This is a genomic window from Levilactobacillus angrenensis (assembly GCF_003946085.1).
Taxonomy (GTDB): Bacteria; Bacillota; Bacilli; order Lactobacillales; family Lactobacillaceae; genus Levilactobacillus; species Levilactobacillus angrenensis.
Map to the genome: position 1 here is coordinate 69393 of NZ_RHOB01000007.1, position 22006 is coordinate 91398.

At 50.7% G+C, this 22006-nt stretch carries 16 protein-coding genes; 13 read left to right on the forward strand and 3 right to left on the reverse strand.

Annotated elements, in window-relative coordinates:
• Positions 1–109 precede the first annotated feature (109 nt).
• The 4 genes from EKM83_RS05590 to EKM83_RS05605 all read left to right on the forward strand — a co-directional run bounded on the left by EKM83_RS05590 (position 110) and on the right by EKM83_RS05605 (position 6013).
• Entirely contained in the window at positions 110–748 is a 639-nt protein-coding gene (locus tag EKM83_RS05590; RefSeq protein WP_125575649.1) for a redox-sensing transcriptional repressor Rex, read from the forward strand.
• 850 nt (positions 749–1598) lie between these two features.
• Positions 1599–1883 (forward strand): co-chaperone GroES, encoded by a 285-nt coding sequence (groES, locus tag EKM83_RS05595; RefSeq protein WP_125575650.1) that lies wholly within the window; start codon positions 1599–1601, stop codon positions 1881–1883.
• A 60-nt stretch (positions 1884–1943) separates the two neighbouring features.
• The gene (gene groL, locus EKM83_RS05600; protein WP_125575651.1) at positions 1944–3569 is read left to right on the forward strand and encodes a chaperonin GroEL; all 1626 of its coding nucleotides are present in this window, start codon (positions 1944–1946) and stop codon (positions 3567–3569) included.
• Between the two features lie 608 nt (positions 3570–4177).
• Positions 4178–6013: an APC family permease gene (locus EKM83_RS05605; protein WP_125575652.1), complete on the forward strand. Its 1836-nt coding sequence runs from the start codon at positions 4178–4180 to the stop codon at positions 6011–6013.
• A 552-nt stretch (positions 6014–6565) separates the two neighbouring features.
• Here the strand turns inward: EKM83_RS05605 and lrgB are convergent.
• Together lrgB and EKM83_RS05615 are read right to left on the reverse strand one after the other, a co-directional pair.
• Positions 6566–7372: an antiholin-like protein LrgB gene (gene lrgB / locus EKM83_RS05610; protein WP_125575653.1), complete on the reverse strand. Its 807-nt coding sequence runs from the start codon at positions 7370–7372 to the stop codon at positions 6566–6568.
• 44 nt (positions 7373–7416) lie between these two features.
• Positions 7417–7785 carry a CidA/LrgA family protein gene (locus EKM83_RS05615; protein WP_125575711.1) on the reverse strand — a complete coding sequence of 123 codons (369 nt, stop codon included), beginning with the start codon at positions 7783–7785 and terminating at the stop codon, positions 7417–7419.
• Between the two features lie 482 nt (positions 7786–8267).
• On the opposite strand from EKM83_RS05615, the gene EKM83_RS05620 reads away from it, so the two are divergent.
• The gene (locus EKM83_RS05620; protein WP_125575654.1) at positions 8268–9362 is read left to right on the forward strand and encodes a glycosyltransferase family 4 protein; all 1095 of its coding nucleotides are present in this window, start codon (positions 8268–8270) and stop codon (positions 9360–9362) included.
• 722 nt (positions 9363–10084) lie between these two features.
• On the opposite strand, the gene EKM83_RS05625 is transcribed toward EKM83_RS05620, so the two are convergent.
• Positions 10085–10747 carry a YigZ family protein gene (locus EKM83_RS05625; protein ID WP_125575655.1) on the reverse strand — a complete coding sequence of 221 codons (663 nt, stop codon included), beginning with the start codon at positions 10745–10747 and terminating at the stop codon, positions 10085–10087.
• A 77-nt stretch (positions 10748–10824) separates the two neighbouring features.
• Between EKM83_RS05625 and EKM83_RS05630 the strand changes: the two genes are divergently transcribed.
• The 8 genes from EKM83_RS05630 (at position 10825) to EKM83_RS05665 (ending at position 21709) form a co-directional block, all read left to right on the forward strand.
• Positions 10825–12141: a DEAD/DEAH box helicase gene (locus EKM83_RS05630; protein ID WP_125575656.1), complete on the forward strand. Its 1317-nt coding sequence runs from the start codon at positions 10825–10827 to the stop codon at positions 12139–12141.
• On the forward strand, positions 12138–12815 hold the full coding sequence (locus tag EKM83_RS05635; protein WP_125575657.1) for a phosphoribosyltransferase family protein: 678 nt from the start codon (positions 12138–12140) through the stop codon (positions 12813–12815). The genes EKM83_RS05630 and EKM83_RS05635 overlap by 4 nt, the downstream gene beginning before the upstream one ends.
• Before the next feature lie 140 nt (positions 12816–12955).
• Positions 12956–13513, forward strand: a complete 558-nt coding sequence (gene hpf / locus EKM83_RS05640) for a ribosome hibernation-promoting factor, HPF/YfiA family (protein ID WP_125575658.1) — start codon at positions 12956–12958, stop codon at positions 13511–13513.
• A gap of 354 nt (positions 13514–13867) precedes the next feature.
• Positions 13868–16231, forward strand: a complete 2364-nt coding sequence (gene secA, locus EKM83_RS05645) for a preprotein translocase subunit SecA (RefSeq protein ID WP_125575659.1) — start codon at positions 13868–13870, stop codon at positions 16229–16231.
• A gap of 431 nt (positions 16232–16662) precedes the next feature.
• Positions 16663–17779, forward strand: a protein-coding gene (gene prfB / locus EKM83_RS05650) for a peptide chain release factor 2 (RefSeq protein WP_125575660.1) whose coding sequence is annotated in 2 segments (ribosomal slippage) — positions 16663–16734 and positions 16736–17779 — 1116 coding nt in all. Because the reading frame shifts where the segments join, the coding sequence is not laid out codon by codon here.
• A gap of 723 nt (positions 17780–18502) precedes the next feature.
• Entirely contained in the window at positions 18503–19657 is a 1155-nt protein-coding gene (locus EKM83_RS05655; RefSeq protein ID WP_125575661.1) for a PDZ domain-containing protein, read from the forward strand.
• A 4-nt stretch (positions 19658–19661) separates the two neighbouring features.
• Positions 19662–20369 carry a response regulator transcription factor gene (locus tag EKM83_RS05660; RefSeq protein ID WP_125575662.1) on the forward strand — a complete coding sequence of 236 codons (708 nt, stop codon included), beginning with the start codon at positions 19662–19664 and terminating at the stop codon, positions 20367–20369.
• Positions 20366–21709 carry a sensor histidine kinase gene (locus EKM83_RS05665; RefSeq protein ID WP_125575663.1) on the forward strand — a complete coding sequence of 448 codons (1344 nt, stop codon included), beginning with the start codon at positions 20366–20368 and terminating at the stop codon, positions 21707–21709. The genes EKM83_RS05660 and EKM83_RS05665 overlap by 4 nt, the downstream gene beginning before the upstream one ends.
• Positions 21710–22006: the final 297 nt, after the last annotated feature.

Here is a 22006-nt window from a genome sequence, read left to right on the forward strand (position 1 = left end):
GTTATGCTATAATTTGTAAGAAAGTAAATTTCACAATCAGGTTGTCATTTAGAGAAATGGTTATTGCGGTTCGGCAGTGACCAGCAAGATTGATTAGGAGGTCTCGTTTTTGACAGAACAAAAGATTCCCCGCGCCACAGCGAAGCGGCTCCCCATTTACTACCGCTACTTAAACATCCTGTTGGACGCGGACAAGACGCGTGTTTCCTCGACTGAATTATCTGAGGCGGTCAAAGTTGACTCTGCCACCATTCGCCGGGACTTTTCATACTTCGGTGCCCTGGGTAAGCGGGGGTACGGCTATGACGTTGAAAGTTTAATTAAGTTCTTTAAGAAGATTCTGAACCAAGATCGGCTGACCAACGTGGCTTTGATTGGGGTCGGAAATTTGGGCCATGCCCTGTTGAACTTCAACTTCCACCAAGACGGTAACGTCCGGATCAGTGCGGCATTTGACGTGAACGCAGATATTGCCAACACGATTCAAAGTGGCGTGCCGATTTACCCGATGACGGAACTGCGGACGCAGCTGGAAGAACAACAGATTCAAGTGGCCATCTTGACGGTACCCTCTGATGTCGCCCAATCCGTTACGGACGACGCCGTTGCCGGTGGCGTGAAGGGGATTTTAAACTTCACACCACTGCGGGTCACGGTACCCAAGGACGTTCGGGTGCAAAACGTGGACCTGACCAACGAGTTACAAACGTTGATCTACTTCCTGGAACACTACAACAGCAAAGAATAGAACGGGGTCGTAATCTTTTGGGATTACGACTTTTTGCTTGACCTTTTGTGAAACCGCCACCATTAAAGCTGGCTCTGGAGTCGGTAAATTGCCTTCACAAATTAGACTTGTGAAAGTTCAGCCATAAACAACGGGCTGAATTAGTTGGTGAGCAATCGAAGTGGGTAAGTGATTAGCGTTGTGGCTACGCAAATTAGATAGACAATGGTTTGCGTGCGTATGCTAGTAATGCCAACTTATGTTTCCGTGACTATTAAAAGCGGGCTGGCATTAACTGGAGACGTTTGACGGTTAGTGAATACTATTAGAAGTGAATCTAGTGTGGCTGGGTCGGCATGAAAAATCTTTCAGTAGATGATTTCTGGATAGCCGGTTTTAGCATTAATGGTGGTGGGGCTAACGCCAACAGCACGGCTATTCCACACCGTAGCCGAGAGTGAAGCGAAATCTGGGCTCAGCCGGGGAATTTAGCAGTGGGTTTTGCTGCTAAATTGGTGACTTTGAGACGTGGTCCGTCGGCTCAAAGCAAGCTCCGAGACCGGGTTGGGGCTCGGGGCGTCCTTCCCCAGCGTTCCGGCCCAGAATTTCGCGCAACGGCAGGCGGTCAAGTCAATACTATCTAGTTGAGCGTCACCCTGACTAACGCAACCGGATATTAGAAAAATCATACAATGAAGGATTTCGCTTAGAGCCGCAAGGGCTAGGCGAACCGGGCCGTTAGCACTCGACAAATTGTTTGCCAAATTCCTTGATTTTTAGAACGAAAAACCATATATTAGATATTGTGATTAGCACTTATGTTAGTCAAGTGCTAACAGTGCTAAAAAGTAAGTTTATTGGAGGGATTCAAGTGTTAAAACCATTAGGAGACCGCGTCATTTTGGATCAACCACAAGAAGAAGAAACTACGGTTGGCGGCATTGTTTTAGCAAGTAATGCGCAGGAAAAGCCTTCAACGGCTAACGTTGTTGCTGTGAGTGATGGCCGTGTGTTAGACAATGGCGATAAGGTAGCCCCAGCTGTTAAAGTTGGCGACAAGGTATTGTTCGACAAGTACGCCGGTACAGAAGTTAAGTATGACGACAAGACTTACCTTGTTTTACACGAAAAGGACTTAGTCGCTGTCATCGACTAATGACTTTCCCACTAATACGAGAGACTATTTAAAAAATTTAGTATGAGGTGAATGTAGAAAATGGCTAAAGAATTAAAGTTCTCTGAAGATGCACGCAGCAAGATGTTGGCTGGTGTTGACAAGTTAGCTGATACGGTCAAGACGACCTTAGGGCCTAAGGGTCGTAACGTTGTTTTGGAACAAAGCTATGGCAACCCAACCATCACGAATGATGGGGTGACGATTGCTAAGGCTATCGAACTCGATGACCATTTCGAAAACATGGGTGCCAAGTTAGTTTCCGAAGTTGCTTCCAAGACCAACGACATCGCTGGTGATGGGACCACGACCGCAACGGTACTGACCCAAGCTATCGTTAACGAAGGCATGAAGAACGTTACTGCCGGTGCCAACCCTGTTGGTATCCGTCGTGGGATCGAAAAGGCGACTGAAGCCGCTGTCAAGGCCTTACACAAGATGTCCATTGACGTGAAGACCAAGGACGATATCGCCCAAATCGCTTCCATTTCATCCGCTAGCAAGGAAACTGGTAAGTTAATTGCTGACGCCATGGAAAAGGTTGGTAACGACGGGGTCATCACGATTGAAGAATCTCGTGGGGTTGATACCAGCTTAGACGTTGTTGAAGGGATGCAATTTGATCGTGGGTACATGTCTCAATACATGGTTACCGACAACGATAAGATGGAAGCTAACCTCGACAACCCATACATCTTGATCACTGACAAAAAGATCAGCAACATCCAAGACATCTTGCCATTGCTGCAATCCGTTGTTGAACAAAGCCGTTCCCTGTTGATCATCGCTGATGACATCACTGGTGAAGCCTTACCTACCTTGGTATTGAACAAGATGCGGGGGACCTTCAACGTGGTTGCTGTCAAGGCTCCTGGCTTTGGTGACCGTCGTAAGGCCCAATTGGCTGATATCGCGACCTTGACTGGTGGGACTGTGATTACCGATGACTTAGGCCTGAACTTGAAGGACACGACCATCGATCAATTAGGTCAAGCCCAAAAGGTCAACGTGACTAAGGATGACACCACCATCGTTGAAGGTGCTGGCGCCAAGGACCAAATCGCTGCTCGGGTTGCTGAAATCAAGGGTCAGATCGAAGAAACGACTTCTGACTTTGACCGCGACAAGCTGAAGGAACGTTTGGCTAAGTTATCCGGTGGGGTTGCCGTCGTTCGTGTCGGTGCCGCTACGGAGACTGAATTGAAGGAACGTAAATACCGGATTGAAGATGCCTTGAACGCGACCCGTGCGGCCGTTGAAGAAGGCTTCGTTGCTGGTGGTGGGACTGCCTTGATCAACGTCATTGGCGACGTTGCTAAGGTCGACGCTGAAGGCGACGAACAAACTGGTGTTAACATCGTGCTGCGTGCTTTGGAAGAACCAGTTCGCCAAATCGCGCAAAACGCCGGTGTTGAAGGCTCTGTTGTGGTTGAACACTTGAAGAGCGAAAAGCCAGGTATTGGTTACAACGCTGCAGACGACAAGTACGAAGACATGGTTAAGGCTGGTATCACCGACCCAACCAAGGTTACCCGTTCTGCTCTGCAAAACGCTGCTTCTGTTTCTGCTTTGCTGTTGACGACTGAAGCCGTTGTCGCTGAAAAGCCAGAAGACAACCCAGCACCTGCAGCCCCAGCTGCTAACCCAGGAATGGGCGGCATGATGTAAGCTGCATCTAATTAAAAATGGTTTACGAGAAGTCTGGACTTTCGGGTTCAGGCTTCTTTTTTTGCTCGGTTCATGCCGCTTAGACAACTGGCGTCTTTGAGACGCGATTTCCGGCTCAAAGCGAGCCTGAGGGACGGTCCCGGTCCGTTCAACCCCATAGTTGGCGGCCAGCCCTCACCACGAAGCTGTAAACGACTCTTCCTAGCGTGACGAGTCGCCTGGTGGTAATGTTTCTAGTCAGTCCTTACTTGGTAAATTTCAGGTGAAGCGGACACAAGTCATCTTTAGCTTGAAAGTAGGGGGACTTAGCGTTAGAATCAGGCATTGTCGCTAAAATAAGGCAGCCATTTCCTATTGTCTTGACGCTAAAACCAAGATAATTGGGTAGCAACAAAATTTAGCAAAAAGAAAGTCTTTATTTCTGCCAGACTTTGCCGGATAATGGATAAGTTCGCTAAGCAATTCTACGGTTGCTAACTGCTGGAATTGTGGTAATGTGGAGCTAGTTGTAGTAGACTTACTGCACGTTGAGCTTTGACAGAAACAAGCTATTATTTAACGGGCCGAGTCCCGTTTTCATTATTTCTGGAGATAAGGAGTAAATAGTCATGTGGCGTTATTTAAAGCGGGTTTTAATTGGAAAACCCCTCAAGACCATGGACGAAGGCGGTCAGGCGCTAACCAAGTTTAAAGCGTTAGCCTTGTTGTCGTCTGATGCGTTATCCTCTGTGGCTTATGGTACTGAGCAAATTACGACAGTCCTGATTACCTTATCAGCAGCCGCCTTGATGTATCAGTTGTGGGCTGCGGCTTTGGTCTTAGTTCTGTTATTTGCGATCACGCTTTCATACCAGCAAATCATTCACGCCTATCCTTCCGGGGGTGGCGCGTATGTGGTTGCTAGCACCAACTGGGGCCAATCGGCCGGGTTAGTTGCTGGGGGCTCACTGCTGGTTGATTATATGCTGACCGTGGCGGTTTCAACGACTTCCGGGACCGAGGCGATTACCTCGGCGATTCCGGCGCTGTATCCGTATTCCGTGTTGGTATCGGTTTTAATTGTCATTGGCATTATGTTACTAAACTTACGGGGGATGCGCGAATCAGCGGCGTTCTTGACGGTGCCAGTTTATCTCTTCATCATCATGATTATTTTGATGGTGGGGGTCGGGCTCTACAACATCGTGAGTGGTAACATTACTTATCACGCATCGGCATCTTTAGGCCAACCCGTTCAGGGCATGACCTTGTTACTGTTCTTCCGGGCATTCTCATCCGGGTCATCTTCACTGACTGGGGTCGAAGCCATCAGTAACGCGGTGCCCAACTTCAAGGAGCCTAAGCGGCACAACGCGGCGGCAACCTTGGCCATCATGGCCTGCATCTTGGCGGTCTTCTTCGCCGGCATCACCTACCTGAGTTACTACATGGGGATTCGGCCGCAGAGTAGCCAAACGGTCCTGTCACAAATCGGGGTCGGCGTATTTGGTCATGGTGTACTCTACTATTTATTACAATTGTCAACGGCCTTGATTTTAGCCGTTGCCGCCAACACCGGGTTCTCAGCCTTCCCAATTCTGGCTTACAACCTGGCTAAGGATAAATTTTTACCGCACGCTTACCTGGACCGGGGCGACCGGTTAGGGTACTCGAACGGTATCATTTCCTTAGCGGTGGGGGCCATCGTGCTGATCTTCATTTTCCACGGGCAAACGACCTTACTGATTCCGCTGTATGCGGTCGGGGTATTCGTGCCATTTACGCTGTCGCAATCCGGGATGATCATTCACTGGTTCCGGGTCCGCGAAGGCTGGTGGATTGGCAAGTCATTAATCAACTTACTAGGGGCCTTGATGTCGCTGGTACTGGTGGTTTCCTTGATGCTACTCCGCTTCCCTAACGTCTGGCCTTATCTGATTATCATGCCGTTGATCCTGTTGCTGTTCTATCGCATCAATGGCCATTATCACAATGTGGCTAAACAGCTGCGGGTCGCGGAAAAAGAGCGGGCTGACATCCACGAGTATGACGGGGCGACCGTTATCGTGCTGGTCAGCAACATTACCCGGGTGACGTCCGGAGCGATTAACTATGCCCGGTCGATTGGGGATTACGTTATCGCGATGCACGTGTCCTTTGATGAGAATCCAGAAAAGGAGCACAAGACGGCTCAGGAGTTCAAGGAGGAGTTCCCGGACATCCGGTTCGTGGATATCCACTCGTCCTACCGCTCCATTGCCACGCCAACGCTGCGGTTCTGTGATGTGATTGCCAAACGTGCGGCGGAACGTAACTTTACGACGACCGTCCTGGTCCCGCAATTCGTTCCCCGGCATCCTTGGCAAAACGTCTTGCATAACCAAACGGCGTTGCGCTTACGGACCATCTTAAACTCACGGGAAAACATTATTGTTTCCACGTATAACTATCACTTGAAAAAATAAATTAAGTAAGGCGACTTTCCTGAAGGTGAGCCGTCTTTTTTAGTGGAAAAATAGTTTGGGTCCACTATTAGTTGTGAAGCGGGTTAGAGGTTAAATAGGGGGTCACGAAATTTGCCTTATTTCGACCGTTCTTAGCTATTCCGGGTGGTACTGGTAAACTTACCTGTGACAGTAAAGAAACGGCTACTATGATGTGTAGACGGGCAAATAACGGGGTAGATATGAGAAAGCGCAATGTCCGGGAATGACAGTGTTCTGTTCAGTAAAATTAGTGAAACCAGAAGCCTGTGTCAACCAGAGATTCCGCCTGAGAAACTGGCTTCCGGTTCGCTTTGAAGCCTGGCAAAGCCCGCCAGTTTCCAAAATCGGCCCGCGCTGTAGGCTGAGACCGCTTCTCGGGATCGGTCCGCCCATCGCGTTCCAACCCATAAGTTGGCGGACGGTAGGCGGCCAGTTTCCACTAGGATGTTGTACCCGACAGTACCCAACAAATTTGGACAACAAAAAAACACCGAACCCACAATAGATTCGGTGTTTAAGTTGATAGCTGTTTTAGATCAAGCCCATCATAGAAGCAAATGGTGGTACAACGATATCAACAACGATTGAGATAACAACAACGGCGATAGAAGCCATGGACCCTTGGATAGAACCAAGTTGTAAGGCCTTAGCTGAACCAACCGTGTGTCCCGCAGTACCTAAACCAAGACCGGCACCGATTGGGTCGCTGTTAACACGGAAGAACTTAACGAGCCAGTCACCCAAGGCGTAAATGATAACGGCGTTGAGGATGCAGGCCATCGCAGTAACGGCTGAGTTACCACCGATAGCAGTCGCAATAGGCATCGCGATGGCAGTCGTGGCAGCTTGTGGCATCATGGAAGCAATACCAACGTTGTCCAAGCCGATAAGCTTTGAGACGTAGTAGATAACGAACAGGGAAATGATCAACCCAACGATCAGGGAAAGGATAATTTCCAACCAGAACTTCTTAACAACGTCATTCCGACGGTACAGTGGAATAGCGAAGGCGATAGTAGCTGGGTTCAAGAACCAGAAGATAATGTTACCACCTGGTAAGTATGCGGACTTGTAGAAAGTAGCCGTGTCTGTACCGAATGCCTTAGCAAACAGGAACAGAATGAAGATCCCTAAGACCATCCCAACGAACAGAGGTTGGAATAAGAAGAAACCTTTACCGATCTTGAATAACCATTGACCGAATAAGTAAACAATTAATGATAGAAAAATACCAAATAAGGCGTTACCGGCAGAAGCACCAGCGGCGTTAGTCCCTAACGCATCACCGAGCCATTTGCCCCAAACTGCCATATGGGCGGTTCCAGTTAATGTAATCATAAATTTTCATCCTTTTCTAGTGAAAGTAGTAGCAGTCGACGAAATTATTCTTCGACGTTAACGTCACGATGGAAGACGTTCTTCCGAAGCCAGATGAATCCGGCAGTCGTGTAAGCCACAACAACCAGCAGGACAATCGTTGCAATTAAAATAACAACAACCAGTTGAACCCCTTGGGCCTTTAAGATGTCCAGGCTAGCAGCCAATTGGATACCTGAAGGAACGAACAAGAACGCGATCAAACTGATCATGAAGTCCCCAAACTTTTCAACGTTGCGTAACTTAACGATATGGGAAGCCAATAAGACGTAAAGGATTACCAAACCGATAACCGGCGTTGGAACTGGGAATGTTGCTGGGAACAACGGGGAAATTAGGCTGGAAACAAACAGGATTGCGGCGAAGATCCCCATTTGAATTAAGATGGGTGAAGCTTGTTCTTCTTTAGCCGTTTCTGTCTTTGTTGCTTTATCATTAGCAGCCAATAGAAAAATCTCCTTTCGAAATACAAACCAATAGTGACGGACGACTGGAAAGGTTTCACAAGGAAATAGGATAAATAGCTTGGACACAAATGAAATGTGAAACCTTTCTCAATGGCACAAATCTATTATATGGCTTTTGCGCGATTTGCACAAGATAAATCTGTGGATTTTAGGCTTTTGTCTGTATACTTGTGCACGAAATCACCTAATTGGCTAGAAAGGAAACGCTTACACAAAGTTTATGAATTATTTTTTTATTCACAAGGGGATCAGGTGATCGCTTGTGAATTATCCTGGGCGGTCAAGCAAAGCTTGTTTTTCACTAACGACTCAGAAATCGCGGTTGTGTTTAATTTCAGAGATTTGTATAATTAGCAAAAGAGTTGTAATGAAAGAAAGAGGACACTTCAATGAAATTTGAGATTATTGTTAGCTTATTTGCTACCATGATTATCTCCGCGGTCCTAACCCCGTTTGTACGCCGCTTTGCGTTTCAAATTGGTGCGGTGGATAAACCTAATCAGCGGCGGGTCAACAAGATCCCCATGCCGACGCTGGGTGGCCTAGCTATCTTCATAGCGTTTACCTTTTCAACCATGTTCTTATTGCGCGACCAGATGCCAACGCAACAGCTGTGGGGGCTGTTCGGAGGCGAGTGTATCATCGTGGCAGAAGGCATGATTGACGATGTCTTTGAATTGAAACCGAGACAAAAGATTCTGGGGCAACTACTCGCGGCCTTAGAAGTTTACTTCGTGGCTGGCGTGCGGATGCGGTATTTGACGCTGCCGTTCGTCGGTGTCTGGCATTTTGGCTGGCTGTCATTACCGATTACGTTGCTATGGATCGTCGCCATCGTCAATGCCATCAACCTGATTGATGGACTGGATGGTCTGGCGACCGGGGTCTCCATCATCGCGTTGACCACGACGGGGATTACCGGGCTGTTTTTCTTAAACGTTGCCAATACCTGGGTGGCCATCATGATTTTCGCGTTGGTCGCTGCCATGGTCGGCTTCTTACCCTATAACTTCTTCCCAGCACGCATCTACTTGGGGGACACTGGGGCGCAGTTCATCGGCTTCATGATTGCCTGCTTCTCCCTGTATGGGCTGAAGAACGTGACCTTTATTTCCGTGATTATCCCCGTCATCATTCTGGGGGTACCCATCACGGATACGGTCTACGCTATGATTCGGCGGATTTTAAATCGGCAGCCGATTTCCCACGCGGACAAACACCACTTGCATCACCGTTTGATGCAGCTGGGGCTGACTCACCGGCAAACGGTGCTGGTCATCTACGGTATCGCGTTGATTTTCTCGTTCATTTCCTTACTGTACCCACTATCAACCATTTGGGGCTCCGTCCTATTGACGATTGCCATCTTGATTGGGCTGGAACTGTTCGTGGAGGCCATCGGGTTGGTCGGGTCGAACCGCCAGCCATTGTTGCACTGGATCAATCGCATCGTGCAAAAACTAACATCTAAGAATTCGGATTAATTGTGTCTTGGGTTTAGACGCACAAAAGAACGCCTGTCAGGTTGCTGAGCGCAATCTGGTAGGCGCTTTTTTGTGGGTGATTAAAGGTTGAAAGATGAAAATCAGCCAGAAACATTGTCGCCACGCAACTGATGGCGTAAAAATTAGCCGTTACAGTTTCGTAGTTCGCACTGGCCGCCTACCGTCCGCCAAATATGGGTTGGAACGCGGTGGGCGGACCGGACCGAGCCTGAGGGACGGTCTCGGCCTCGCTTTGAGCCGAAGGTCACGTCTCAAAGACGCCAGTTGTCTAAGCGGCATGAACCGCGCCGCTAAGGCAACTCCCACGACTGAACCCATATTTGGCGGACTCTCGGCTACAAGAGTGTTTGCCAGTAAAAGTCGGCTTAGCCCCAGCTAACAGCTGATTTGACAACTAGTCTTTCATTAAGACAAGGTCACTGATCATCGCCAACTCGCCGGAGGCAGACAGAGGTGGAGCCAGCTGTGTCGACGGTGTTGGCTGAGGTCTTTTCTCAGCCTACAGCGTGGGGCGACTTGAGAGACTGGCGAACTTTGCCAGTCTTTCAAGCGAACCGGAAGACCGCCCCTCAGGCTGGAGGTGTCCCCCATAGCAGGTGGAATCTCTGGCTGACGCAGGCTATTGGTTTCACTTATTTTAGTGGACAGAACACTGTCGTTCCAGGGACTATTGCGTTAATGCTAATTTCAACCTTTAGTTGTCAGTCGTCGCTGCGGCTGCTGGCGTTGATTTCGACCGGGACTTCGTTGTAGGCGATGTCGCCGAGCTGAAGTGTCAGCCGGTCGCTGAGCAGATTGGTAATGGCGGTCTGCGTCGCGGCGACGTCCGCCAGGTCCACAGCAATCGTGACGGCGACCTGATCGGTATAGCTGGTATCTAAGATGGCGATGTTATTTTCCGTCAGGTAGTGGTTGAGTCGGTCAAAGTTGGGGTAGTCCACAGTCAACGTCATGGCTTGTTGGCGAACCAATTTGACCACGCCAACGGCCTCAATCGCCGTGGAGGTACTGTTGCTGTAAGCCCGAATCAACCCGCCGGCACCCAGCTTGATGCCGCCGAAGTACCGGGTGACCACGGCGATGACGTTGTGCAAATGATTACGCTGCAGCACCGTCAAAATGGGGACCCCCGCAGTCCCAGAGGGTTCACCGTTGTCGCTTTCCCGCTGAATCTCGTCGTGTTCACCGATCAGGTAGGCCCAGCAATGATGCGTCGCCTTGGGCTCTCGAGCAGTGACGGCGGCGATGAAGGCCTTGGCTTCGTCCTCAGACGTCACGCGACCCAGATCACCAATGAAGCGTGATTTTTTAATTTCCAGCTCATGATTGCCGCTGGCACGGATGGTTAAGTAATCAGTTTCCATTTAAAAACACCTTTCAAAAAAATATCGGCCCGCTGTTACGGAGTTATCTATAGAGACACCTTGGAGGAGGAAGATGGATGACAAATGATGAAGCGTTTTTTGGTCGGCAACTCCCGTTTCAAACGGCACCGGCCCCTGATTTGACGGCGACGCCCGCACTCAAGGCGATGGGGTCGCGGCTGCAATGTCAACGGTGTGGACACTGGCTGGGTCCGCAAGACCAGCTCGCCAATCAGGCGTGGTACTGCCGGCAGTGTCTACAGTTGGGGCGTTTGACTTCTCAGCATAAATTATACACTATTCCCGAGCCGAATCAGTTGCCAAAGTTACCCGATGGCGGACTGACTTGGCAGGGCGAATTGAGTGCGCAACAACAAGTGGCGGCACAGTCTGTGTTGGCCCACGTGCAGTCGCAGACCAATCATTTGTTGTGGGCGGTCACCGGTGCCGGGAAAACAGAGATCGTCTATCCCGCACTGGTGTGGGCGCTGAGTCAGGGCTGGCGAGTCGCGTGGACCTCACCACGAGTTGACGTGTGCCTGGAATTGGCGCCGCGCTTGCAAGCGGCCTTTGCAAACGTCGCCCAGACGGTACTGTACGGGGACCAGCCGCAGCCTTACCAATATTGCCCGCTGACGATTTGCACGACCCATCAACTGCTGCGGTTTCAGGCGGCCTTTGATTTAATCGTGGTCGATGAGGTCGATGCCTTTCCGCTGGCGACCAGCCCCATGTTAAAACGGGCCGTTGACCACGCGCAAAAGCCCACGGGGTGTCACTTACTGTTGACGGCGACACCTGGGGAGGGCTTACAGCGGCGCGTGGCTCGCAAGGAGTTGGCGGTGACCTACGTGCCATTACGTTATCACGGCCATTTATTGCCTCAAATTGACTTGCAAATTGCCTGGCGCTGGCGGGAAAAACTTCGGCATGGCCACTTGCCAGTCCGATTGATTCGGCAATTACGCGCTTACTGCCAGGCAGGTCAGCGGTTCTTGTTGTTCGTGCCCCACGTGGCGGATTTGCCGTTGGTCGACCGCGCCCTACATTTGGCTGGAATCACCGGTGGCGTGACGGTCCATGCCGCCGATGAGGCGCGACAGGAGAAGGTCCAAGCGATGCGCGACCGGCGAGTGGCCTTTCTGGTGACCACAACCATCTTGGAACGTGGGGTGACCTTTCCCAACGTAGCGGTCGTGATTCTCGGTGGGGATGATCCCGTTTTTTCCACGGCGGCGTTGGTCCAGATCGCCGGTCGGGTTGGCCGAAGCGCCCAATTTCCCACGGGCGACGTGACTTGCTACTGTCACAGCTATGCGCGTCGGGTACGACTAGCTAGGGGGATGATTGCCCGTTTGAACCTGCAAGGACGGCGGCAGGGTGGTCGGCCATGAACGCTTGCGTGTGGTGTGGTCGCCGATTAAGCGGCGTGGTGACGGTCAGTCAGCTTTGGCGGTGGGGCCCCTTGGTCAAGACGGACGTCTGTCAGGATTGCCAAACGCGCTTGACGCCCATTTCCAGTCAGCACTGTCCGCAGTGTGGGCGTCAGCAAACGGATGAGACGGTCTGTCACGACTGTCAGCGGTGGGCGGGCCAGCCCTTGGTGAATCACGCCCTGTACGTTTACGATGCGGCGATGAAGGCCTACATGCAACAGTATAAATTCCAGGGAGATTACGCGCTGCGACGGGTGTTGCAAGAGCCATTGCGGTTGGCCCTGGCCCGTGAGTCCTATGACATCTTGGTGCCGATTCCGGTGGATCAAGCGACCTGGCAGCAGCGAGGCTTTAATCAGGTCACGGGCTGGCTGCAGACTCAGCCTTTTCAACAGGCATTACTGGTCCAAGCCACGCACAAGGACCAGCCACAATCGGCTAAGGACCGGGCCGCTCGCCTCCGGACCCAGCAGCCGTTCACGTTGGCACTCAATGCGGCCGATATTTTACGTGACCAGCGCGTGTTACTGCTGGATGATGTCTATACGACGGGACGAACGCTGCGTCATGCCGCTGAGCAAATTTATTTGGGCGGGGCGAAAGCGGTTACCAGCTTGACATTAGCGCGTTAGTTGCCCCAAAAAAATAATTAGATTAATTGTTTCTGGTAGGGCTTTCTATTATAATAAATGTAAGCAAAGCATATTAGAAGAGTGGTCCTTCTAATGCTGAGCAAGCCAAGGGATTTCTTGGCTGAAGGGAGAGAAGTTTTATGCTCACATTTAATATTCGTGGTGAAAACATCGAAGTTACTGACGCAATACGGGATTACGTTGAAAAGCGTATCAGCAAGTTGGAGAAATATTTCGACAACAATGTTGAGGCAATTGCGCATGTCAACCTGAAGGTCTACCAAAACAAGACAGCGAAGGTTGAAGTAACAATCCCACTCCCATACTTGACATTACGGGCAGAGGAAACCTCTCCGGACTTATATGCAAGTGTTGACTTGGTTACGGACAAGCTGGAACGTCAAATTCGCAAGTACAAGACCAAGGTCAACCGTAAGTCACGGGAGAAGGGATACAAGAATCTCGACTTCTCACCAGATACTGACAGTGACCAAACAGCTGACAGTAACGAATTAGAAGTTGTCCGCACCAAGCGTGTTTCATTGAAGCCAATGGATAATGAAGAAGCCGTCTTACAAATGGACATGTTAGGCCATGACTTCTTTATCTACGAAGATGCCGAAACCAATGGTATCAGCATCGTTTACCGTCGGAATGACGGTCGCTATGGCTTGATTGAGGCCGATGATCAAGATTAAGTAAGTTTAATTGACGAAGCGCCGCGTGTCTGCGGTGCTTTTTTTATGGCCTGTGGTACGCTACAGGTAGGTGACACCGCGATTTAATCTCCGTGCAATCCTGGGGCAATCGCCAGCTGTTATCCTAGAGGAGTCGTCACTTTGCGGCAAAAAGCCGAAATAAATTAAACGTTAAACTAATTTTGTTAACCCCATTTGTAGTTGCTATACCGCCAAAGAAACCGCTTCACTGCGCGAGAGCTGTGGAGATTTGTTTCATCTTGGCCGGGATAGTGGTAAAATGTAGGTTGATTTATTGCAAATAAATGGGTAACTTTAAATAGACTTACTAAATGTACTGAAGGGAATTCTCACATGGCAAATATTTTGAAACGATGGGTCGAAAGTGATCGCCGGACTTTACGACGCCTCAGTAAATTAGCGGATCAAGTTGGCGCATACGCTGACGAGTACGCGGAACTTTCAGACGACGATTTGAAAGCTAAAACGCCTGAATTTAAGAAGCGTTATCAAGACGGCGAAACGTTGGACGATTTACTGCCTGAGGCTTTCGCGGCTATCCGTGAAGGTGCCAAGCGGGTCCTCGGTCTCTATCCTTTCCACGTGCAGATCATGGGGGGAATTGTGCTTCATGAAGGGAACATTTCCGAAATGAAGACCGGTGAAGGGAAGACCTTGACCGCCACGATGCCCGTGTACCTGAATGCCTTAGCGGGTAAAGGGGTTCACGTGGTTACGGTTAACGAATACCTGTCTGCACGGGACGCAACTGAAATGGGTGAACTGTATACTTGGATGGGCTTAACAGTTGGGTTAAACTCCGCTGAAAAGTCACCTGAAGAAAAGCGCGAAGCCTACAATGCCGACATCACCTACTCAACCAACGGGGAAATCGGGTTCGATTACCTGCGGGATAACATGGTGGTCTACAAAGAAGACATGGTCCAACGGCCATTGAACTTTGCGATTGTCGATGAAGTTGACTCCATCTTAATTGATGAAGCCCGGACGCCATTGATCATTTCTGGCCAATCCGAAGGGACGAGTGCCCTGTATCAACGCGTTGACCGGTTCGCCAAGACGTTACACGAAAAAGATGACTTTAAGATCGACCTGGAATCCAAGACGGTGGCATTGACTGACACTGGGATTGAAAAGGCCGAGAAGTACTTCAACTTAAAGAACCTGTATGACACGGACAACACGGCCTTGACCCACCACATGGACCAAGCGCTGCGGGCCAACTTTATCATGCTGCGTGATAAGGACTACGTGGTTCAAGATGGTGAAGTCTTGATCGTTGATTCCTTTACTGGGCGGGTCATGGACGGTCGTCGTTACTCTGACGGTCTGCACCAGGCCATTGAAGCCAAGGAAGGCGTCGAGATTCAAGAAGAAACTAAGACCATGGCCAACATTACGTACCAAAACTTGTTCCGGATGTACAAGAAACTCTCCGGGATGACAGGGACGGCCAAGACCGAAGCGGAAGAATTCCGGGAAATCTACAACATGGAAGTTATCACCGTGCCGACCAACAAACCGGTCGTCCGGGTCGATCAACCTGACCTGTTGTACCCAACCTTGGAATCTAAGTTCAACGCGGTTGTTAAGGAAATCAAGACGTTACACGCTAAGGGACAACCGATGTTAATCGGGACCGTGGCCGTGGAAACGTCCGAATACCTGTCACAACGGTTGGACCAAGAAAACATTCCGCACGTAGTCTTGAACGCCAAGAACCACGCCAAGGAAGCCGACATTATTCAAAATGCTGGTCAAAAGGGTGCCGTTACCATCGCCACCAACATGGCCGGGCGGGGGACTGATATCAAATTAGGACCCGGCGTGGTTGAAATTGGTGGGTTAGCCGTTATCGGGACTGAACGTCACGAATCGCGGCGGATTGATAACCAGCTTCGTGGACGTTCCGGTCGTCAAGGGGACCCTGGTATGACGCAATTCTACCTGTCCCTGGAAGATGATTTGATGCGGCGATTCGGTTCTGACCGGGTCAAGGCATTCTTGGAACGGATGAACGTGGATGGCGAAGATGCCGTTATCCGGAGTCGCATGATCACCAAGCAAGTGGAATCCGCCCAAAAGCGGGTCGAAGGGAACAACTACGATTCCCGGAAGAACGTCTTGCAATATGATGATGTTATGCGTCAACAACGGGACGTCATTTATGGCGAACGGAACCAAGTCATTAACCAAGACAAGTCCCTGAAGTGGGTCTTGATGCCAATGATCCAACGGACCGTTGACCGGGTCGTTAACTTGCACACGCAAGGGGATCAATCCGACTGGGACTTGGATACCTTACTGGACTTCGGGATTTCTGCCATGGTTTCACCAGATAAGATCAGTTTAGATGATCTGAAGGGCAAGACCGCTGACGAAATCAAGGCCTTCTTCATGGGCTTAGCCGAAGACGTTTACGCTGAAAAGCAAAAGCAACTGTACGATCCAGCTCAAATGCTCGAATTCGAAAAGGTTGTGCTCTTGCGTTGCGTGGACTCTCACTGGACCGACCACATTGATGCCATGGATCAATTACGGCAATCAATTGGGTTACGGGGTTATGGTCAGTTGAACCCACTGGTTGAATACCAACAAGATGGATTCCGGATGTTCGGGGAAATGATCTCCGACATCGACTACGACGCCACGCGCCTGTTCATGAAGTCTGAAATTCGACAAAATATTACCCGATAAACGGGAACGGACGAGGCGGAAGAGATTCTTTCGCCTCGTTTTTGTAATAAGAGTGTGACCAAAGGCGGTTAACCAGTGCCTGTTGGCGCACGTTTCGGCTATGTTGCCTGGCGACACGTATAGGGGCTTGCCTGCCTTACCGTTCACTAGATATGGCTTGGCCCGGCGCCCTCAGCGTTTCAGCGTATAGCTAGTGAACTCTCGGCTATGGTAGTGGTTATTAACCGCTAGCTTAACCACCGTGCATGATAACCATTGCGGTTCGTCTCGCTGGACATCTGCTAGGGTGCACGGTAATAATAAAGTAGTCGCTGATGGTCATCTTAAGTCAGTGTTTATGAGGAGGGCTACGTTCGCCGGCATCCCTGGCTGACGTAGGCATCTGGTTTAACCAATCAAAAAACAAATAACTTAAAAAGGAGCCAACAAACATGGAATTAAGCGATGCAAAACGCGAAATTACTGCCATGAAAGAACAACTCACCGGCTTTAGGGGGTCACTTTGACTTTGATGCCCTGAACGAAAGCATCAGTGTCAATGAAGGCCAAATGGCCCAACCAGGCTTTTGGGACAACGCCCAGGCCGCGCAGAAGCTGATCGATGAGACCAACGAAATGAAGAAAAAGGTCGAGGAGTACCAGAAACTCTCTGATCAAGTGGATGACCTGGAAGTCGCGCTGGAATTGTTACAAGCAGAACCGGACGCTGATATGCAAGCCGAATTTGAAACGGATTTTGCGGCGGCGAAGAAAGCTCTACAACAATATAGTCTGAACATGTTGCTCAACCAAAAATACGACCGCAACAATGCCATTTTGGAAATTCATCCGGGAGCCGGGGGGACTGAATCCCAGGACTGGGGTGAGATGTTGATGCGGATGTATACGCGTTGGGCCGACCAACATCAGTTTAAGGTCACCGTCTTGGATTACCAAGCTGGCGATGTGGCTGGCTTGAGCAGTGCGACGTTGTTGATTGCTGGGCACAATGCTTACGGCTACTTGCGCTCCGAAAAGGGTGTGCACCGGCTAGTCCGCATTTCGCCGTTCGATTCGGCTGGGCGGCGACACACGTCCTTTGCGTCGGTGGATGTCTTGCCTGAGCTGGATGACTCCGTTGATGTAGAAATCAATCCGGCTGATTTGAAGGTCGACGTTTACCGGGCTTCTGGGGCGGGGGGCCAACACGTCAATAAGACGTCATCGGCCGTTCGGATCACCCACTTGCCTACGGGTATCGTGACCCAAAGTCAAGCGCAACGGTCGCAGCTGCAAAACCGGCAGACGGCCTTGGGGATGTTACGGGCCAAATTGTATGAACGTGAAGAAGAAAAGAAGGCGGCGGAAAAGGCCAAGCTCGAAGGCGACCAGATGGATATCGGCTGGGGCTCGCAAATCCGCTCCTACGTCTTCCATCCGTACACCATGGTCAAAGATCACCGGACCAACTACGAAACGGGCAACGGGCAAGCTGTCATGGATGGCGACCTCGATCCGTTCATTGATGCCTATCTGCAATGGCAGTTGAGTCAGAAGAATCCCGATTAAGCTGGGGTGTGATCACTGTCACCGCGCGACTTTTCGCGTTAAAATTAGTCAATTACAGCTTCGTAGTTAGAACTGGCCGCCTACCGTGCGCCAACTATGGGTTGGAACGCGGTGGGCGGACGGGCCGAGCCTAAGAAGCGGTCTCGGCCTCGCTTTGAGCCGAAGGTCACGTCTCAAAGACGCCAGTTTTCTAAGCGGCGAGAATCGCACCGCTAAGTAAACTCCCACGGCTGAACCCATATTTGGCGAACTCTCGGCTACAAGAGTGCGTACCAATAACAATCGGCTTAGTCCCAGGTGGCAGTTGATCTAGCGACTAGTTTCTAACATAGCATTGCTGATAATCACCAACCCGCCGGAGGCAGCCAGAGGTGGAGCCAGCTGTGACGACGGTGTAGGCTGAGGTCTTTTCTCAGCCTACAGCGTGGGACGACTGGGAAGACTGGCCGGTTTTACCAGGCTTCAAAGCGAACCGGAAGCCCGCTCCTCAGGCTGGAGGTGTTCCCCATAGCAGGCGGAATCTCTGGCTGACGTAGGATCCTGTTTTCACTAACTTTAGTGGACAGAACACTGTCGTTTCGGGAATTGCCGCGTTAGCGCTACTTTCAACCTTTAATTGATTATTAAAATAATGATTGCATGGGTAACGCGAATGTCGTGTTACCCATTTTTGTTTCATGATATACTGAGAACAGTTATCTTTTCAGGAAAGGTGTCGATTTCATGCGGACATTTATTGCTTGTAGCACGTACCTGCTACAGCCGCTGGTTTGGCTGGCGATTTTACGCGTTTGGCTGACCAGTCGCGCCCGGATCAAATCCGAGCGTCATGATTTTGGGAGTGCCGTCTACAGCGACCACTTCGAATTGCGTCATCTGTTGACTCAGGGCGTTGTCTTGGGCCTGGGTCTGTCAGTGATTAATCTAGTCGTGGGCTTTAGCCTGCCGCTATTATGGATCATCATTTACGAAGGTTTGGCCATCATCACACTGGTGGTCTTGCCGACGACGATTTTGCCGTTGACCCTGATGGTGGTGACCACGGTATTGACGGTCTTTGGGGGACCTTACATAACGGGAAAACCGGATCTTTCGGCGATTGGCCTCAACTGGTCGACGGTTTCTGGAACCAACTATTTGTGGTTAGCCGTGGTTTTCTTTCTCTTGTTGGGACACTGGGTGGCACATTATGGCGGCCGCTTTGCGAGCCCCAAAATTTACGCCAAACAGCGGGGGAAGCGCATCGCGGGTTATCCGTGGCGTGAATTTCTAGTCTTGCCGATGGTGACCTTGGTGCCCGGGGATTGGTTGACCAGCCAGTGGGCGTTTTGGCCAGTCTTTCATTTTCAAGGCAAGAGCTTTGCTATCTTGGTTATCCCGTTGATTTTAGGCCTGCGTTTAACCATTTTTCGGCAGGCACCGCGCTTGGTTTACCGGCGGCTGGCGAAGCAGTTCGTTTGGCTAGCCGTTGCGGCGGCGGTCTTATGCGGGTGGGCGGCAGTTCGCCCCCAAGATTCGCCCTACCTATTAATCGTTCTGTTAGTTGGTTATGCGGTTATCCTATGGCGAGCTAAACGCTATGATGAACGACAACAATTCTGGTATTCTCAGGTCGACGATGGTGTACGTGTACTAGCGATTCGCCCGCAAACGCCAGCGGTAAAAATGGATCTGGCGGCCGGCGATATCATTTTGGAGTGCAACCACCGTCCCGTAAACAGTGAAACGAGTTTTTATGAGGCCCTCCTTGCCAATCCGGCGTATTGTCATTTACGCGTTCGGGACATGAATGGCGAGTTAAAGATGACGGAAACAGCGATTTATTCTGGGGCACCGCACGAAATCGGCATCGTTTTATTCAGAGATCAGGAGGGGTAAATCTATGAATCGAGTCCTAGTCGTCGATGACGAGCCCGCAATTGTCACGTTGTTGCAGTACAACTTGGAACAAGCAGATTTTCAAGTTGTGACCGCAATCGACGGTGAGCAGGCGTTAAATTTAGCGTTACACGAAAAGTTTGATGTTATTCTGTTGGATTTAATGTTGCCCAAATTGGATGGCGTGGAGGTGACGAAACGCCTACGCCAAGAGAAAATTAAGACACCCATCATCATGGTCACGGCTAAGACTGGTGAATTCGATACGGTCTTTGGCTTGGAACTCGGCGCGGATGATTACATTACCAAGCCGTTTAGTCCCAGAGAGGTGATTGCCCGGATGAAGGCCGTTATGCGGCGGTATCACGAGGATGAACCGCAAGAGCAAGCGCCCAACAAGGTGGATCATCGCTTACAGGTCGGGGATTTGACCATCGACCAAGATAAGTTTCAAGTAAAACGGGGCGACAAACCCATCGAGTTGACGCCTAAGGAATTTGAATTACTGTTGTTCTTCGCTAAACGTCCCGGTAAGGTATGGAGTCGAGAACAGCTGCTGGAAGGCGTTTGGGGATTTGACTATAGCGGGCAAACGCGGATGGTCGACATTCACGTGTCCCACTTGCGAGAAAAAATCGAACTGGACCCCAAGCATCCCGTATTATTAAAGACGGTGCGCGGCTTCGGTTACACGTTTGAGGCCCAGTCATGATCCGGCAATTAGCCGTGGCGTTTGTGGGTCTTGGGGTGGTGAATACGCTACTGGTCTGGTGCGTCCGTGCGCCCCACGTGGCGCTGGCAACGCTGGTCGCGTGGTCAGTGGCCTTGCTGGAAACGGTACTACTCAGCGTCGTTTACCGGTGGCTCGAGCAGCGGATTGCAATTTTGACCAAGAAGGTCGAGGGAATCCGCCACGAGGAGACACCAGCCCACGTACTGTTGTCACCGCATGACCCCTTCCAGCAATTGGCCTTACAGATCAATTATCTGCAAACCCAACAGCGGAAGGCCCGGCGTGACATGGCCAGTCAAAATCAGGAATTTGCGACGTTGCTGGATTACCTGCCGATTGGGGTCATGGTCATTGACCGGTACCGCAAAGTCGAGTTGGCTAACCCCGCGATGGAACAATTCTTACAGCGAAAAATTTCGCCGCGCCGGCACCCGTTTACTCAAGACGTCCAGCAGTTTGAGTTGGCTAGTCTGATCAATGCGGCGTTAAATGACCGCCAGACGCAGCACAAGACACTGAAACTACCGGGGGTGGTCAAGGAACGAACGGTCGACGTGCGGGCGATTTACACGGCGACCTCGCAGGATTATTTTCAGGTGTTGGTCTTGCTCTACGACGTCACGGAGGTGTACGCCGTGGAACAGATGCAGATGGACTTCGTGTCCAACGCCTCGCATGAGCTGAAGACGCCGGTCACGGCCATTTCGGGCTTCGCCAAGACGTTGTTGGCGGGGGCTAAGGATGACCCAGAGAAATCAGTCGAGTTCTTGAAGATCATTGACCAACAGAGTGAACGACTGGTCGAGCTGATCAACGACGTCTTGACGATTTCTCACATCGAATCAGGCAATGCCGTGGAGGTCGCCGAGGTGCCCGTCGGCCAGATGATTGCCAGTCAGGTGGCGCTGTTAGCTCCGCTGGCGGCGGTCAATGCCGTGACGCTCATCAACCAGGTTCCCAGTGGCTTGATGGCCGTCACCGACCAGCGTAAGTTCGATCAGATTTTGAAAAATGTGTTGAGCAACGCCATCAAATACAATCGACCGCAAGGCACCGTCACGTTGACCAGTCAGGAAACGCCGCAAGCGTGGGCACTAACGATTGCGGATACGGGAATCGGCATCGCGCCGCAAGACCAATTGCGGGTCTTCGAACGGTTCTACCGGGCAGATGTCTCGCATTCCAATCAGTTGGTCAGCGGTAGCGGGCTAGGCCTCGCCATCGTGCGGGAACTGGTGCAGTCGCTCAACGGTAAGATTGATTTGCAAAGTACCCCCGACGTCGGCACCCAGGTCACCATGACCTTCCCGGTGGCGTAATCAGCGATATTAAAATTTAAAACCATCAGGACGTAGTCAGGGGATGACTGCGTCCTTTTGCTTAGATTGGGCAGTTTCCGGCTCAAAGCGGAGCCGAGGCCGTCACTCAAACCCTACTATCGCGTTCCAATCTATATTCGGTGGGACAGTGGGCGGCCAATTCAAACGATGTCCTATTACCGTCAATTCACCCTGAAAAGGTGGGCGGCCAGCATGATTTCGCTAAAAATTAGCCTAGGTCGGGATATATTTACACAACCTTTACAATACGTCTACATGACATTTACATTGATTCGG